We start from the raw sequence: 13,904 nt of genomic DNA on the forward strand, positions 1-13,904 counted from the left end.
TGGGTTGCGGAATCGGGGCTCTTTCCGCAACCCACGTCCTGGTCGGCGCAGAACCCGCCGACGCGGCGCGCATCAGGACGGTCGCCGCGCAGAACCCGCCGACGCGGCGCGGCTCACGAAGCCGCCGACGCGGCGCGGCTCACGAAGCCGCCGCGTCCCGGGCCGCGTAGATCTCCTTGGCGACCATCGCCATGTTCACCGCGCGCGGGATGCCCGCGTAGCCGGCGACCTGGACGACGATCTCGGCGATCTGCTCCCGCGTGATCCCGACGTTGAGCGCGGTGTCGATGTGCAGGCGCAGCTCGGGCTCGCAGCCGCCCATGGCGCCGAGCATCCCGATGGTGACGAGCTGCCGGTCGCGGGGCGTGACGTGCTCGCTCTCGTAGAGCTCGCCGTAGCCCCAGCCGAGGATCTGGTAGCCGAGCTCCGGGGCCACGTCCTCGAGCGCTGCCACGAGGTTGCGCACCCCGGGGGAACCGATCCGGTCGATCACCTCCAGGCCCCGATCGACCGACGCCTTCCGGAACGCCTCGTCGTGCCGCAGGTTCTCCGCCACCGCAACCTCCAGGGTCTTGTCTCGCCCGCCCCCTGCGCAGGTCACCTTACGCACAAAACGGGCAAAGATCGACAAGACCCTGGAGGGCGGGTCAGCCCTTGACGGACCCGGCCGTGAGGCCGCCCACGATGTACTTCTGGAGGAAGAGGAACAGCGCCAGCACGGGGATCGCCGACAGGACGGCGCCCGCCGCGAACAGACCCCAGTTGGCCTCGAGGAGCGAGGAGACCCAGCCGTAGAGCCCGACGGCCAGCGTCCAGTTGCTCTCCGACTGGAGCAGCACGCGCGCGATGATGAACTCGCCGAACGTGCTGATGAAGGACAGCAGGCCGACGACGGCGAGGATCGGCGAGACGAGCCGCAGGATGATGGTCCAGTAGATCTGCGAGTGCGAGGCGCCGTCGATCTTGGCCGCCTCGTCGAGCTCCTTCGGCACGGTGTTGAAGAACCCGTACATGAGGAACGTGTTCACGCCGAGCGCCCCGCCCAGGTACACGCAGATGAGCCCGATCTTGGAGTTGAGCCCCAGCTCCGGGACCACGTTGCCCAGCCCGATGAGCAGCAGGAAGATCGCGACGAACGCGAGCATCTGCGGGAACATCTGGATGATGAGCAGGGCCGTCAGCCCGGCCCGCCGCCCCCGGAAGCGGAACCGCGAGAACGCGTAGGCGGCCGCCGCGCCCATCAGGACGGTCCCGACCGCCGTGGCGATCGCGACCTGCAGCGTGTTGAGCATCCACTGCCAGAAGAACGTGTCGGTCAGCTCGGCGAAGTTGGCCAGGCTCACCGACGAGAACAGCCGGTTGGACCCCGTGAGCGTGCCACCGGGCGACAGAGCCGCCGACAGCACGTACACCAGCGGGAAGGCGGCGTAGATCACCGTGATCACGCCGACCAGGTGCCGCCAGCCCACCTCGGTGACCCACCGCCGCCCGGACAGGCGGGGGGCGGTCCGCGGGGGCACGGACACCCCGCGGGCGGTCTGGGTCTGAGTGACCATCAGCTGATCTCCTCGAGCGAGCGGGTGCGGCGGAACGCCACGGCCGAGATGGTCGCCACGACGACGAAGATCACGATCGACAGAGCGCTGGCCAGGCCGTAGTTCTTGGGCGCGGAGCCGTCGATGCCACTGATCGAGTACACCATCGAGATGAGGATGTCGGTGTGGCCGAGCGGCACGGAGGCGTCGGCGAACCGCGGGCCGCCCCCGGTGAGCATGTAGATGAGCGTGAAGTTGTTGAAGTTGAAGGCGAAGCTGGAGATGAGCAGCGGTGCCGTCGAGATGAGCAGAAGCGGCAGCGTGATGGAGCGCCAGGTGCGCCAGCGGCCGGCGCCGTCGATCTTGGCGGCCTCCAGCACGTCCGACGACAGCGACTGCAGGGCGCCCGTGCAGATGAGGAACATGTACGGGAAGCCGAGCCACAGGTTCACGCCCAGCACGGACAGCTTCGACAGCCACGGGTCGGTCAGCCACGGGATCGCCGCGCCGCCGAGCAGCACCTGGTTCACGAACCCGAACGACCTGTTGAGCAGCCCGGACCAGAGCAGGGCGGCGAGGAAGCCGGGGATCGCGTACGGGAGGATCAGCAGGGTGCGGTAGATCTTGCGGCCGCGTACGCGCGCGTCGTTGAACGTGATGGCGAGGAACAGGCCCAGCAGGAACGTGCTGGCCACCGACACGATCGCGAAGACGAACGTCCACAGGAGGATCCGCAGGAACGGGCCGGCGTACCGGTCGTCGGCGAACGCCGTGACGAAGTTGTCGGCGCCGACGTTGACGCGCCAGCCGACCGCGAGGGTGGTGCCGTCGTCGGCCGCGAAGCGCCCCTCGCCGTCCGGCCGGTACACCGTGCCGGTCGTCGTGTCCGTCAACGTGTCGGCGGCCTCGTCGTACTCGAGGCTGGACAGGAAGACGTAACCGGTGCGGGCGTCCTGCGTGCGCACGGACCCGTCCTCCGGGTCGTCGGACACGGGGACCCGCAGGGCCGTGACCTCCTGCTGGCGCTCGAGCACCTGGACACGGTCGAGCACGTCGAAGCCGGGGACCCCGGTGGCGCGCCCGGACTCGACCGTGGCGCCGTCCACCTGCTCCAGCGGCCTGTCCGCGGTGCCGGCGAGAACGTCGCCGTCCTCGTCGACGATCGCGAAGCCGAGCGCGTCGCCGTCGGCCACGACCGTGAGCGGCGACGACGGCGAGCCCTCGACGCGACGCTCGTTCTGCACCAGGAGCGCCTCGATGGCGTCCTCCTTGGTCGAGTTGTGCCCGTCGCCGTAGTTCGTGAAGGCGACGTAGCCCGTGTAGGCCACGACGTAGATCTGGTAGACCAGCAGGAACACGAGGCCGGGCAGGATGTACTTCAGCGGCAGGGCCTGCTTCGAGAAGTACACCCAGTTCGCCACGGCGAGCAGCGCGAGGGTGGCCGCGAGGATCCCGTAGGAGCCCTCGTTCCATGCGGCCAGCGCCGCGAAGACGCCGAAGGCGTCGACGAGCGCGATGAGCACGAGCTTCGCGAGGAACCCGGGCCCCCATCCGGTGGCCGACGACGTCCGGGTCGCCTGGGGAAGAGACATCAAACCTCCGTAGTTACGCACCTTCGCGTTGACATCGCGTCGCCGAGGCGGTCGCCCCGTCCTCGCCTGCATATGACGGGGACGGAGCGACCACCTCGGTGACAGGTCGCGCAGAAGGAGCGTCAGCCGATCGCGCCCTGGATGTCCGAGACCATCTTTTCCCAGGCGGCGGCCGGCTCGGCCGCGCCCGAGATGATGTTGGCCTCGGTCACGCCCCAGAAGGCCCACACGGAGCCCATCTCGGGGATGGAGGGCATCGGCACGGCCTCGGCGCCGACCTCACGGAAGCCTGCGGTGACCGGGTCCTCCGACGCGGTGTCGGCGGCCTCGATCAGGGCCGGCGGGCGGTTGCCCGCCTCGTACAGCGCGAGCTGCGCCTCGGGGGTGGCCATGTAGTTGACGAGGAAGTCGTTGGCGAGCAGCGCGTTCTCGCTCTGCGCGCTGACGTAGAAGCCCTGGACGCCCACGAACGGCTGGGCGGGCTGCGAACCGGCAGCCGGGATCGGGTCGATCGCCAGGTCGAGGTCGGCGAACTGCTCGAGCATCCACGGGCCGCCCACGATGAACGGCGACTCGCCGTTCTTGAACGCCTCGACCGCGATGTCGTAGGTGATGTCGGTGCTCAGGACACCGGCCTTGCCCTGCTCCGCGAGCCAGGTCGCGAACGCGGTGCCGCTGTCGCCGCCGAGCGCGAGCTCGGGGGTGTAGGAGCCGTCAGCGTTCTGCTTGAACACCGGGGCGCCGAACGAGGTCTGCAGCGGGTAGAAGGTGTACGGGTCACCCTCGGTGCCGGTCTGGATGAGGACCGGGTACTTGGTGCCCGCGGCCTGGCCGGCGGCGATGGCGTCGGCCCACGTGGCGGGGGCCTCGGCGGCGAGCGCGGTGTTGCGGATGAGCGCGATGTTCTCCACCGCGTAGGGCAGGCCGTAGACCTGTCCGTCCTGCGTGAAGGCCGCGACGGAGACGGGCTCGAAGGAGTCGGCGAGGTCGCCGAGCTCGATCGGGGCCACCACGCCGGCGGAGAGGAGCTCGCCGAGCCAGTCGTGCGCGCCGACGGTGATGTCGGGGCCCTCGCCTGTCGGGACCTGGGCAAGGAAGTCGGGGCGGATGTCCTCGAAGTTCTTCAGGACGAGCTCGACGTCGACATCGTTCTCTTCCTCGAACGTCGCGGCGGCTGTCTCGACGGCCGCCTGGCGGGTCTCGTCGACCCAGATCGTCAGGGTCTCGCCGGCGGGGGCGGGCGAGGCGTCGCCGTCCGCCGGTTCGTCGGTGCCGCCCGCGCATGCGGCAAGGGCGAGCGTGCTCGCCATCGCGGCGGCCAGAAGGATGCTCCGTCGCATCGGTGTCACTCCCAAGTGATCGTGGTTCGGCCCGGGGCGGTCTCGCCCGCGGGCCCGTGGCTTGACCGTAAGGCTCGTTGCAGCGCGCTTGCAAGTCGTTGCGATAAAGTTTCAGCATCAGTTGCAGCGGCGGGGGTCCAGGGAGGGGTTTGGGCCGGCCGAGCGGTCGCGGGGCAAGACCCGCAGGACGAGGAGGTCCCGTGTCATCTAGGCTGCCGGGCGTGCGCACCCGACTGTCCGACCTCGCAACCCAGGCCGGCGTGTCGACCGCGACGGTCTCGAGGGTGCTCAACGGCAAGCCGGGCGTCGCCGGCGAGACGCGGCAGGCCGTGCTCGCCGCGCTCGACGTGCTCGGCTACGAGCGCCCGTCGGCGCTCCGGTCGCGGTCGGCCGGCCTCGTCGGGCTCGTGGTCCCCGAGCTGTCCAACCCGGTCTTCCCGGCGTTCGCGCAGGCGATCGAGTCCCAGCTCGCCGAGCACGGCTATACGCCGCTGCTGTGCACCCAGTCCCCCGGCGGCACCACGGAGGACGAGTACGTCGAGACCCTCATCGACCACGCCGTCGACGGCATCGTGTTCGTGTCCGGCAAGCACGCCGACAGCCGGGCCAGCACGGAGCGCTATCAGCGCCTGCGCGGCCGCGGGCTGCCGATAGTGCTGGTCAACGGGTACGCCTCGGGCATCGACGCACCGTTCGTCTCGCCCGACGACGCGGCGAGCGTCGAGCTGTCCGTGCGCCACCTCGTGTCGCTGGGACACCGGCGGATCGGCATGGCCATCGGCCCCGACCGGTTCGTCCCCGCGCGGCGCAAGCTCGCGGCGTTCGCGGAGGAGCTCGTGCGGTACGGCCTCGCCGCCGACGAGGCCGAGGCGCGCACGCACGCCGTCGTGACGCTCTATACACTGGAGGGCGGTCAGGCGGCCGCCGGCGAGCTGCTCGGCACCGGCCACACCGCGATCGTCTGCGGCTCGGACCTCATGGCGCTCGGCGCCATCCGCGCCGCTCGGTCGCGTGGCCTGCGCGTTCCGGACGACCTGTCGGTCGTCGGGTACGACGACTCGCCGCTCGTCGCCTTCACCGACCCGCCGCTGACGACCGTGCGCCAGCCCGTCGCGGCCATGGCGCGGGCCGCTGTCAGCGCGTTGCTCGCAGAGATCCACGGCGAGCACGCACCGCGCTCCGAGCTGCTGTTCGCCCCGGAGCTGGTCGTCCGGGGTTCGACGGGCGCCGCGCCGCAGTCCTGACCCGGACCCGGTGCGGGTGCGGGACCGGCTCGGTCCGAGCGGGACCTGGGCCGTGCCCGAGACAGGCATGTCGCTTGCCGCGCCCGACCGGCGTCGGGCAGCGCGAACCGGACGAAAAGGTCCGGCTCGAACCGTTCTGAATACCCAGTACCTGCCGTACGCTTGCTGCAACTATTGCAACAGATCCCGGATTTCCCCCGACATGTAAGGACGATTTACCCGATGTCTGCCGCACCCACCGTCGCCCAGCTCGCTGTGGGCGCCCCTGTCCACTCCCCCGCAGGGGGTCGCGAGTGGTGGCGCAGTGCCGTCATCTACCAGGTGTACCCGCGGTCGTTCGCCGACGGGAACGGAGACGGCATCGGCGACCTGCCGGGCGTCACGGCGCACCTGGACCACCTGCGCAGCCTCGGCGTCGACGCCGTGTGGCTCAGCCCGTTCTACCTGTCGCCGCAGAAGGACGCCGGCTACGACGTGGCCGACTACCGCCAGATCGACCCGCTGTTCGGCACCCTCGAGGACTTCGAGGTCATGCTCGAGGCCGCCCACGAGCGCGGCCTGCGCGTCATCGTCGACCTCGTGCCGAACCACACCTCCGACCAGCACGTCTGGTTCCAGGAGGCGCTGGCCGCCGCCCCCGGCTCCGCCGCGCGCGACCGCTACATGTTCCGTGACGGCAAGGGCACCGGCGGGAAGGTGCCGCCGAACAACTGGCAGTCGATCTTCGGCGGCCCCGCCTGGACGCGCCTCGCACCCCGCGAGGACGACGGCCCCGCCGGCCCGCAGTGGTACCTGCACATGTTCGACTCCTCTCAGCCCGACCTGAACTGGGACAACCCCGAGGTCCGCACCGAGTTCGAGAACGTGCTGCGGTTCTGGCTCGACCGCGGCGTCGACGGCTTCCGCGTCGACGTGGCGCACGGCATGGTCAAGGCGCCTGGCCTGCCCGACTGGGCGGGCAGGGTCGCCATGGTCGAGGGCACCGACCCCGCCGCGCCGGAGGACGGCTCGACCGGCGCCGGCAACAACGGCCCGATGTTCGACCAGGACGGCGTGCACGACATCTACCGCGCCTGGAACCGCGTCCTCGCCGAGTACGACGGCGACCGTGCGCTCGTCGCCGAGGCCTGGGTCGAGCCGCTGTCGCGCCTGGCCAACTACGTGCGCCCGGACGAGATGCAGCAGGCGTTCAACTTCTCGTTCCTCACCACCCCGTGGTCCGCCCCCGCGATGCGCACGGTCGTCAACGCGTCGCTCGCCGCCATGGACGACGTCGGCGCGCCCACCACGTGGGTGCTGTCCAACCACGACGTCGTGCGGCACGCTTCGCGTCTCGGCCTGTCGGAGGTCGCGGCCGGCCCGCTCAACGGCATCGCCGCCACGGACCCGCAGCCCGACCACGTGCTCGGCCTGCGCCGCGCCCGCGCCGCCACGCTGCTCATGCTCGGCCTGCCCGGCTCCGCGTACGTCTACCAGGGCGAGGAGCTCGGCCTGCCCGACCACACCGCCCTGCCCGCCGGGGTGCGCCAGGACCCGGCGTTCTTCCGCACCGGGGGCGCCGAGGCCGGCCGCGACGGCTGCCGCGTCCCGCTCCCCTGGACCGCGGACGCGCCCGGGTACGGCTTCGGGCCCACCGGCGACACCTGGCTCCCCCAGCCCGAGGCGTACGGGGTCCTCGCCGCTGACCAGCAGTACGGCGTGGCCGGCTCCACGTTCGAGATGTACCGGGAGGCACTGGCCGCGCGTCGCGTCGAGGACCTGGGCCACGGCGCGCTCTCCTGGGTGGACGCCTTCGCGAGCTCCCCGGACGTGATCGCCTTCCAGGTGGCCGACGTCGTCGTGGTCGCCAACCTCGGCGCCGCGCCGCTCGCGCTGCCCGCGCTGCCCGCCGGGTCCGAGGTGCTGGTCGCCTCCGGCGAGCTCCTCGGGGCCGACGGCGTCCTGATGCTGCCGTCCGACACGACGGTGTGGCTGCGCGCCTGACGTCTCGCTCGGTGCCGAGGGAGAACCTGCCGAGAACAGGTTCTCCCTCGGCACGTCAGCCCTCGGACAGCCGGACGTAGCCCTCCCACGCCCCATCCGAGGTGAAGGCCGCCTCCCGGCCGAGCAGTACGCCGTACTCCCCGGTGAACACGTCCGGGGACGTCCCGATCAGCGCCACGACCTCACCGTCGGCCCGGAACACGAGAAGGTTCGTCGACGACAGGTACCGCTCGCCGTGCAAGCCGGCGTCGCCGACGACCGTCTTGATCTCCTCCGCCGTCGCACCCTCGGTGAAGAGCGCTACCTCGTCCCACTCGATGCTCGTGACGTCGCGGACGAGCACCGGCGCACCGGTCTCGGCCACGCCGTCGATCGCCGTGTCAATCGCCTGGTCGAACTGCAGTGTCGGCATGTCCTGCCCGCTCTCTCCGGTCGTACCGCATCCCGCAAGCAGCAGCGCCGCGAGGACCGCCGTCGGCGTGATCCTCCGCCTGTCACGTGTGCGCATCGGTCTCAGCTGTCTTTCCACTCCGGGTTCACCCCCGGGATCGGGTCGGCATCCGCAGCCTCGCCGGTCTCTTCCGTGGTGATCTGGTCCGAGTAGACCAGGGACGTGCCGTCCGGCCCCACCACGACCATCTCGCCGTTCTTCACGGCCTGTTCGATGAGCCCGGCCAGCTCGGCCTCGTCAGCACCAGGGTTTTCCTCCTGGATCCGACGGCCGACCTCGTTGTTGTACAGATCCATGGCCTCCCGCGCGGGAGCCGTGTTGTACGGGAGCTGTTCGTGCGCCGTCCCGTAGTCGTGCGCCCAGTCCTGGCCGTACTCGCGCGCCATCAAGGCGTTCCAGTACGCGTGCCGGAAGGCGTCGTTGTGGTCGTCGTTCTGGTCCGGCGAGTCGAAGCGGGCGTCTCCTTCGCTGAATGCCGTGTCCCGGATGTCGTTGAAGGTGTTCAGCTCGAAGACGCTGAGGTCGTCGAGCATCTCCGCTTCCTTCTTGGTGATCTTCACCGGATCCACCTCGTCCAGGTTGACGTCGTCGTTCCACCAGTCGGCAAGGTCGACGGTCCAGCCGGACGGCTTCCACCCCTCGTTGCCGTTCTCGTCCACGTACATCTCGTCAGGCGCCACCTGGTATTCCTGGAGAATCTCGCCCGTCGGCTTGCGGTCCTCGAGCGGGATCGGCCCGGTCGGGGGCTCCTCACCTTGTCCGGAGCTGGAGCCGCTGCCGGAGTCGGACATCAGGGCGAAGTTCGCACCCGCCGGGTTGTCGCCGCCGTCGCCGGATCCTGAGCCGCCGCCGTCGCTCCCCGAGGCGGTCGCGAAGGCGCCCGAGGAACCCGTCTCGCTCTCGGACGTCTGGACCTGGAGGTCCGCGTTGCGAAGGGCCGTGTCGCCGGCGGACCGCAGTGCCTCGGCGGCACTCGTGAGCGACGGTCCCAGGTCCCACTCCCACTGCGAGATGAACTCCGCGGCCCCGGGACCGAACCATGGCACGGTCAGCACGATCTCGTCAGCCGTCAGCCGCGCTGCCTCGAGGTCGTCGGCGTTGCGCCGCAGGAGCTCTGCGAGGGCGCGCACCTGCTCAGGGTCCTGGCCCCACATCGTGCCGCTCATAGCAGGTTCGCCTCCTTGTCAGAGTTCGCGCGGACGGGAAGCCCGCGAGCCCGCCGCCGAACCTAGCAGCGCGGCACCCCAGCGCGCGATGGGGAGTACTCCCCGCGTGTCGCGTCTTCGCGCAGGTCAGGGGGCGAGGACGCGCGACAGGAACTCCCGGGTGCGGGGCTCCCGCGGCGTGCCGAGCACCTCCCGGGCGGGTCCCGTCTCGCAGACGCGGCCCTGGTCGAGGAACACGACCCGGTCGGCCACCTCGCGGGCGAACGCCATCTCGTGCGTCGCCATGAGGATCGTCGCCCCGTCGTCCTTGAGGCGCCGGACCAGGTCCAGCACCTCGCCGACGAGCTCCGGGTCGAGCGCGGACGTGATCTCGTCGAGGAGCAGCAGCTCCGGCTCGGTCGCGATCGCGCGGACGATCGCCACGCGCTGCTGCTGGCCGCCCGACAGCGTGTCCGGGAACGCCTTCGCCTTGGCACCCAGCCCGATCGACGCCAGCAGGTCCAGGGCCCGCGCCTCGGCCCGCGCACGCGGCACGTTGTGCACCAACCGGGCGGCGAGCGTGACGTTGTCGAGGACCGACAGGTGCGGGAACAGGTTGTACGCCTGGAACACGGTCCCGATGCGGGCCCGTACGGCGTCGGCGTCCACGCGGGGGTCGCTGATGTCCTCGCCCGCGAGCAGGACCTGCCCGTCGCCGATGTGCTCGAGCAGGTTCGCGGTACGCAGCAGCGTCGACTTCCCCGAACCGGACGCCCCGATCAGCGCCACGACCTCGTGCCGGTGCACCGACAGAGAGATGCCCCTCAGCACCTCGTGGTCCCCGAACGCGCAGCGCACGTCGCGCAGCTCCAGGACGGGCGGCGCTCCACTCATACGAGGCTCCCCATCTGCTCGCGAGCCCGCAGACGCGCGGCGTACCAGTCGGTCAGCCGGATCACCGGCAGGGCGAGCGCCACGAACAGCAGGCCTGCCACGACGTACGGCGTGAAGTCGTAGTGCTGCGCCACCTCGATCTGCGCCGCGCGGACCGCGTCGACGGCGCCGAGCACCGAGATCAGGCCCACGTCCTTCTGCATGGCGACGAAGTCGTTCATCAGGGCGGGCGTCACCTTCCGGACCGCCTGCGGCAGCACGACGCGGCGCATCGTCTGCCCGTGGGTCAGGCCGAGCGACCGCGCCGCGAGCCGCTGCGAGGGGTGCACCGCGTCGATCCCCGCGCGGAACACCTCCGCGACGTACGCCGAGTACGTCAGGACGAGCGCGATGGTGCCCCAGAACGCGGCGTCCATCCGGCCGAACAGCTGCAGGCCCGGCACGCCGAAGCCGATCACGTACAGGACGATGATCAGCGGCGTACCGCGGAAGAGGTCCGTGTACCCGGCCGCGAGGGCGCGCAGCGGGAAGAAGACGGGCCCGCGCAGGGTGCGCAGCGTCGCCACGACGAGCGCGACGACCAGCACCCCGGCGCTCGCCGCGAGCAGCACCCTGAGGTTCAGCCACAGGCCGTCGAGCACCCTCGGCAGGGACTCCCGGGCGGTGGCCGGGTCGAGGAACGAGTCCTGCACCCGCGCCCAGCCGGGGCTCGCCCGCAGGGCGAGCACCAGCAAGGTCGCGAACACGACGGTGCTGGCGAGGCTGACCAGCACCGACCGGGTCGTCTGCTTGCGCCGCCAGGCGCGGCGCCCAAGCTCCAGCTCGCTCGGCTCGTGCGGCGCCCGCCCGACGTCGGACCGGTCGCCCTGGCCGCCCAGCCGCACCTCGGGTGTCACTCCAGGACGGGCGCGGTGTCGCCACCGAGCCACTGCTCGGCGAGCGTGTCCAGGGTGCCGTCCTCGCGGAGGCTGTCCACCGCCGCCGTCACGTCCGGGGTCAGCGCGGAGTCCTTGGGCAGCACGATGCCGAACTCGTCGCCGCCGTCCGAGGAGTCCGGGAGCTGGCCGACGATCGTGCCGCCGTCCAGCTCGGCCGCCGTCAGGTAGAAGCCCGTCGGCAGGTCCACGACGATCGCGTCGATCGTGCCGGTCTGCAGTGCGAGCTTCGCGTCGTCGTTGGTGCTGAACACCTGCACGCCCGCGTCCGGGGCGATCGAAGCCTCGGCCGCCTCGAAGCTCGTCGTGCCCGTCGCGGCCCCCACGAGCAGCGGCTTGAGGTCGGCGAGCGTGGTGGCGCTCGCGGCGGGCGAACCCTCGACGGTGATGACCACCTGGGTGGTGACGTAGTACGGCGACGAGAAGTCGACTGCCTGCTTGCGCTCGTCCGTGACGGAGAACTGCTGGAGGTTGAGGTCGAAGTCCTTCGGGCCCGGCGCGATGGCCTGCTCGAACGTCGTGCGGACCCACTCGACGTCCTCGGGCGCGAAGCCCAGCTCGTCGGCGACCGCGTACGCGACGGCGGCCTCGAAGCCCTCGCCCGACGCCGGGTCGTCGTTCTCGACCCACGGCGAGTAGGCGGGCTCGCCGGTGGCGATGGTCAGCTTGCCCTCGGTGACGTAGCCGTCCGAGCCGCCGTCGGCCCCCGCTACCTCGGTGCCGGCGGAGCAGGCGGCGAGGGCGAGCACGGCGGAGGCGGCAAGGACTGCGCGGGCAGGGATGAGGATTCGACGCTGCATGCGCACAGTGTGACGTACGCTCCGCCCCCTCCGGGCGCGCCTCTCCGACGCGTCCCAGGACGTGGACGAAGCGGCCGTGACCGGCCCCGGCGTCGCCTCGGACCTGCTGGAACGGGGCCCGATGCCGGCCCGGTCCGGCCATCGGGGACAATGGGAGACGTGACCTCCACCCTCGACTCCGTCAGCACCCCGTCCGGCCTCGCCGGCGCGGGTGACGCGGTGCACCCGGGCGAGCGTCCGGTGTCGGGCAGCGCGATCCTCCCGCCGCTGCAGATCGGTCCCCTGACGGTGCGGACGCCCGTGGTGCTCGCGCCCATGGCCGGCGTGACCAACCGCGCCTTCCGGACCCTGTGCCGGGAGGCCGGCGCGTCCGGCGGTTTCGACCCCGGCCTGTACGTCGCCGAGATGGTGACCTCGCGCGCGCTCGTGGAGCGCAACGTCGAGTCCCTGCGGATCGTGACGTTCGGGCCCGACGAGACGCCCCGGTCCGCCCAGGTGTACGGCGTGGACCCGGCGACCGTCGGGGCCGCCGTGAAGATCATCGCGGGCGAGGACCGGGCCGACCACGTCGACCTGAACTTCGGCTGTCCCGTGCCCAAGGTGACCCGCAAGGGCGGCGGCGCGGCGCTCCCGTGGAAGAAGCAGCTCTTCACCGACATCGTCCGTGAGGCCGTGCGGGCGGCGGCGCCGTACGGCGTCCCGGTGACCGTCAAGATGCGCAAGGGCATCGACGACGACCACCTGACCTACCTGGAGGCCGGGCGCATCGCCGAGTCGCTGGGCGTCGCGTCGGTGGCGCTGCACGCCCGCACCGCCGCCGACTACTACTCCGGGCAGGCCGACTGGACCGCGATCGCGCGCCTCAAGGAGGCCGTGCGCACCGTCCCCGTGCTCGGCAACGGCGACATCTGGTCCGCCGAGGACGCGCTGCGGATGGTCCGGGAGACGGGCGCCGACGGCGTCGTCGTCGGGCGGGGCTGCCAGGGGCGGCCCTGGCTGTTCGCCGACCTCGCAGCCGCGTTCAACGGCTCGGACGAGCGCGTGCGGCCCGGGCTGCGGCACGTCGCCGAGACGATGTACCGGCACGCCGAGCTGATGGTCGGGTACTTCGACGGCGACGAGCACAAGGGCGTCCGCGACCTGCGCAAGCACGTGGCGTGGTACCTCAAGGGGTACGCCGTGGGCGGCGACGCGCGGCGAGCGCTCGCGCTGGTCTCCAGCCTCGCCGAGCTGCGCACCCTGCTCGACGGCCTCGACCTCACCCATCCGTACCCCGGCGCCGACGCCGAGGGGCAGCGTGGCCGTGCCGGCTCCCCGAAGGCGCCGCACCTGCCGTACGGCTGGCTCGAATCGCGCGACCTCGACTCGCAGTTCGAGGCGCGGCTGCGCGAGGCGGAGCTGAGCGTCAGCGGAGGGTGAGCCAGAGGTGCAGCGCAGGGTGCGGGCCGAGGAACGAGGCCCTCGCCCGGAGCGGAACCGCCGGCTCACCCGACCAGGAGACAAGAAGGGTGAGAGGTGGCCATGACCTTCGTGACCAGACGCGTCTACGAGCCGCCCGCACCGGACGACGGCTACCGGGTGCTCGTCGACCGCCTGTGGCCGCGCGGGCTGACCAAGGAGCGGGCCGCGCTCGACGAGTGGGCCAAGGACGCCGCCCCGTCACCCGACCTGCGCACCGCCTGGCACCGGGCGGCGACCGGCGAGTGGGACGGCTTCGCCGACCGGTACCGCGCCGAGCTCGACGACAACCCGGCCGTCGACCATCTCCTCGCACTCGGCCGCGACCACGAGCGCGTCACTCTGCTGTTCGCCGCTCACGACCCGGAGCGGAACCACGCGGCCGTGCTCCGCGACCATCTCGCGGAGCACGCACGCTGACGATCTGGAGGCTGTGGTCGGCGTCCGCGCGGCGGGGTCATTGGCCGGGAGGGGGAACGCTAGAGACCACCTGCAGGTCGCTCTAGTCACCGCTAGAACGACCCGGA

General features: G+C 71.4%; 13 protein-coding genes. 4 read left to right on the plus strand and 9 right to left on the minus strand.

Going from position 1 to position 13,904, the window contains the following annotated elements; genetic code table 11:
* Nucleotides 1-139 precede the first annotated feature (139 nt).
* The 4 genes from L1785_RS21315 to L1785_RS21330 form a co-directional block, all read right to left on the minus strand.
* Nucleotides 140-556 (minus strand): carboxymuconolactone decarboxylase family protein, encoded by a 417-nt coding sequence (locus L1785_RS21315; RefSeq protein WP_236091266.1) that lies wholly within the window; start codon nt 554-556, stop codon nt 140-142.
* A gap of 91 nt (nt 557-647) precedes the next feature.
* Nucleotides 648-1,556: a sugar ABC transporter permease gene (locus L1785_RS21320; protein ID WP_236091267.1), complete on the minus strand. Its 909-nt coding sequence runs from the start codon at nt 1,554-1,556 to the stop codon at nt 648-650.
* On the minus strand, nt 1,556-3,127 hold the full coding sequence (locus L1785_RS21325; protein WP_236091268.1) for an ABC transporter permease subunit: 1,572 nt from the start codon (nt 3,125-3,127) through the stop codon (nt 1,556-1,558). The genes L1785_RS21320 and L1785_RS21325 overlap by 1 nt, the downstream gene beginning before the upstream one ends.
* Nucleotides 3,128-3,249: 122 nt before the next feature.
* Nucleotides 3,250-4,467: a sugar ABC transporter substrate-binding protein gene (locus tag L1785_RS21330; RefSeq protein ID WP_236091269.1), complete on the minus strand. Its 1,218-nt coding sequence runs from the start codon at nt 4,465-4,467 to the stop codon at nt 3,250-3,252.
* A gap of 221 nt (nt 4,468-4,688) precedes the next feature.
* On the opposite strand from L1785_RS21330, the gene L1785_RS21335 reads away from it, so the two are divergent.
* Both L1785_RS21335 and L1785_RS21340 read left to right on the plus strand, forming a co-directional pair.
* Nucleotides 4,689-5,711, plus strand: coding sequence for a LacI family DNA-binding transcriptional regulator (locus L1785_RS21335; protein WP_236091270.1), 1,023 nt, complete (start codon nt 4,689-4,691; stop codon nt 5,709-5,711).
* A gap of 222 nt (nt 5,712-5,933) precedes the next feature.
* Nucleotides 5,934-7,694, plus strand: a complete 1,761-nt coding sequence (locus L1785_RS21340) for a glycoside hydrolase family 13 protein (RefSeq protein WP_236091271.1) — start codon at nt 5,934-5,936, stop codon at nt 7,692-7,694.
* A 55-nt stretch (nt 7,695-7,749) separates the two neighbouring features.
* Here the strand turns inward: L1785_RS21340 and L1785_RS21345 are convergent, their stop codons facing one another.
* From L1785_RS21345 to L1785_RS21365, 5 genes are all read right to left on the minus strand, one after another.
* Nucleotides 7,750-8,202 (minus strand): hypothetical protein, encoded by a 453-nt coding sequence (locus tag L1785_RS21345; RefSeq protein ID WP_236091272.1) that lies wholly within the window; start codon nt 8,200-8,202, stop codon nt 7,750-7,752.
* 5 nt (nt 8,203-8,207) lie between these two features.
* The gene (locus tag L1785_RS21350; protein ID WP_236091273.1) at nt 8,208-9,311 is read right to left on the minus strand and encodes a DUF6973 domain-containing protein; all 1,104 of its coding nucleotides are present in this window, start codon (nt 9,309-9,311) and stop codon (nt 8,208-8,210) included.
* A 126-nt stretch (nt 9,312-9,437) separates the two neighbouring features.
* Complete coding sequence (locus L1785_RS21355) at nt 9,438-10,184, minus strand: amino acid ABC transporter ATP-binding protein (RefSeq protein WP_236091274.1); 747 nt, start codon at nt 10,182-10,184, stop codon at nt 9,438-9,440.
* Nucleotides 10,181-11,080, minus strand: coding sequence for an amino acid ABC transporter permease (locus tag L1785_RS21360; RefSeq protein ID WP_372461898.1), 900 nt, complete (start codon nt 11,078-11,080; stop codon nt 10,181-10,183). The genes L1785_RS21355 and L1785_RS21360 overlap by 4 nt, the downstream gene beginning before the upstream one ends.
* Nucleotides 11,077-11,919 (minus strand): ABC transporter substrate-binding protein, encoded by an 843-nt coding sequence (locus tag L1785_RS21365; protein ID WP_236091275.1) that lies wholly within the window; start codon nt 11,917-11,919, stop codon nt 11,077-11,079. Before L1785_RS21365 ends, L1785_RS21360 begins: the two co-directional genes overlap by 4 nt.
* A 150-nt stretch (nt 11,920-12,069) precedes the next feature.
* Between L1785_RS21365 and dusB the strand changes: the two genes are divergently transcribed.
* Nucleotides 12,070-13,338 carry a tRNA dihydrouridine synthase DusB gene (dusB, locus tag L1785_RS21370; RefSeq protein ID WP_268915553.1) on the plus strand — a complete coding sequence of 423 codons (1,269 nt, stop codon included), beginning with the start codon at nt 12,070-12,072 and terminating at the stop codon, nt 13,336-13,338.
* A 102-nt stretch (nt 13,339-13,440) separates the two neighbouring features.
* Entirely contained in the window at nt 13,441-13,797 is a 357-nt protein-coding gene (locus L1785_RS21375; RefSeq protein ID WP_236091276.1) for a DUF488 domain-containing protein, read from the plus strand.
* Nucleotides 13,798-13,904: the final 107 nt, after the last annotated feature.

It is taken from the genome of Antribacter soli (genome assembly GCF_021568775.1).
GTDB classification, from domain to species: Bacteria; Actinomycetota; Actinomycetes; order Actinomycetales; family Cellulomonadaceae; genus Antribacter; species Antribacter soli.

What these genes read in the sequence shown, in the direction of transcription:
- L1785_RS21365 (WP_236091275.1), bottom strand. Translation starts at nt 11,919, where the DNA reads ATGCAGCGTCGAATCCTCATCCCTGCCCGCGCAGTCCTTGCCGCCTCC.
- L1785_RS21350 (WP_236091273.1), bottom strand. Translation starts at nt 9,311, where the DNA reads ATGAGCGGCACGATGTGGGGCCAGGACCCTGAGCAGGTGCGCGCCCTC.
- L1785_RS21375 (WP_236091276.1), top strand. Translation starts at nt 13,441, where the DNA reads ATGACCTTCGTGACCAGACGCGTCTACGAGCCGCCCGCACCGGACGAC.
- L1785_RS21345 (WP_236091272.1), bottom strand. Translation starts at nt 8,202, where the DNA reads ATGCGCACACGTGACAGGCGGAGGATCACGCCGACGGCGGTCCTCGCG.
- L1785_RS21340 (WP_236091271.1), top strand. Translation starts at nt 5,934, where the DNA reads ATGTCTGCCGCACCCACCGTCGCCCAGCTCGCTGTGGGCGCCCCTGTC.
- L1785_RS21355 (WP_236091274.1), bottom strand. Translation starts at nt 10,184, where the DNA reads ATGAGTGGAGCGCCGCCCGTCCTGGAGCTGCGCGACGTGCGCTGCGCG.
- L1785_RS21325 (WP_236091268.1), bottom strand. Translation starts at nt 3,127, where the DNA reads ATGTCTCTTCCCCAGGCGACCCGGACGTCGTCGGCCACCGGATGGGGG.
- dusB (WP_268915553.1), top strand. Translation starts at nt 12,070, where the DNA reads ATGGGAGACGTGACCTCCACCCTCGACTCCGTCAGCACCCCGTCCGGC.
- L1785_RS21330 (WP_236091269.1), bottom strand. Translation starts at nt 4,467, where the DNA reads ATGCGACGGAGCATCCTTCTGGCCGCCGCGATGGCGAGCACGCTCGCC.
- L1785_RS21320 (WP_236091267.1), bottom strand. Translation starts at nt 1,556, where the DNA reads ATGGTCACTCAGACCCAGACCGCCCGCGGGGTGTCCGTGCCCCCGCGG.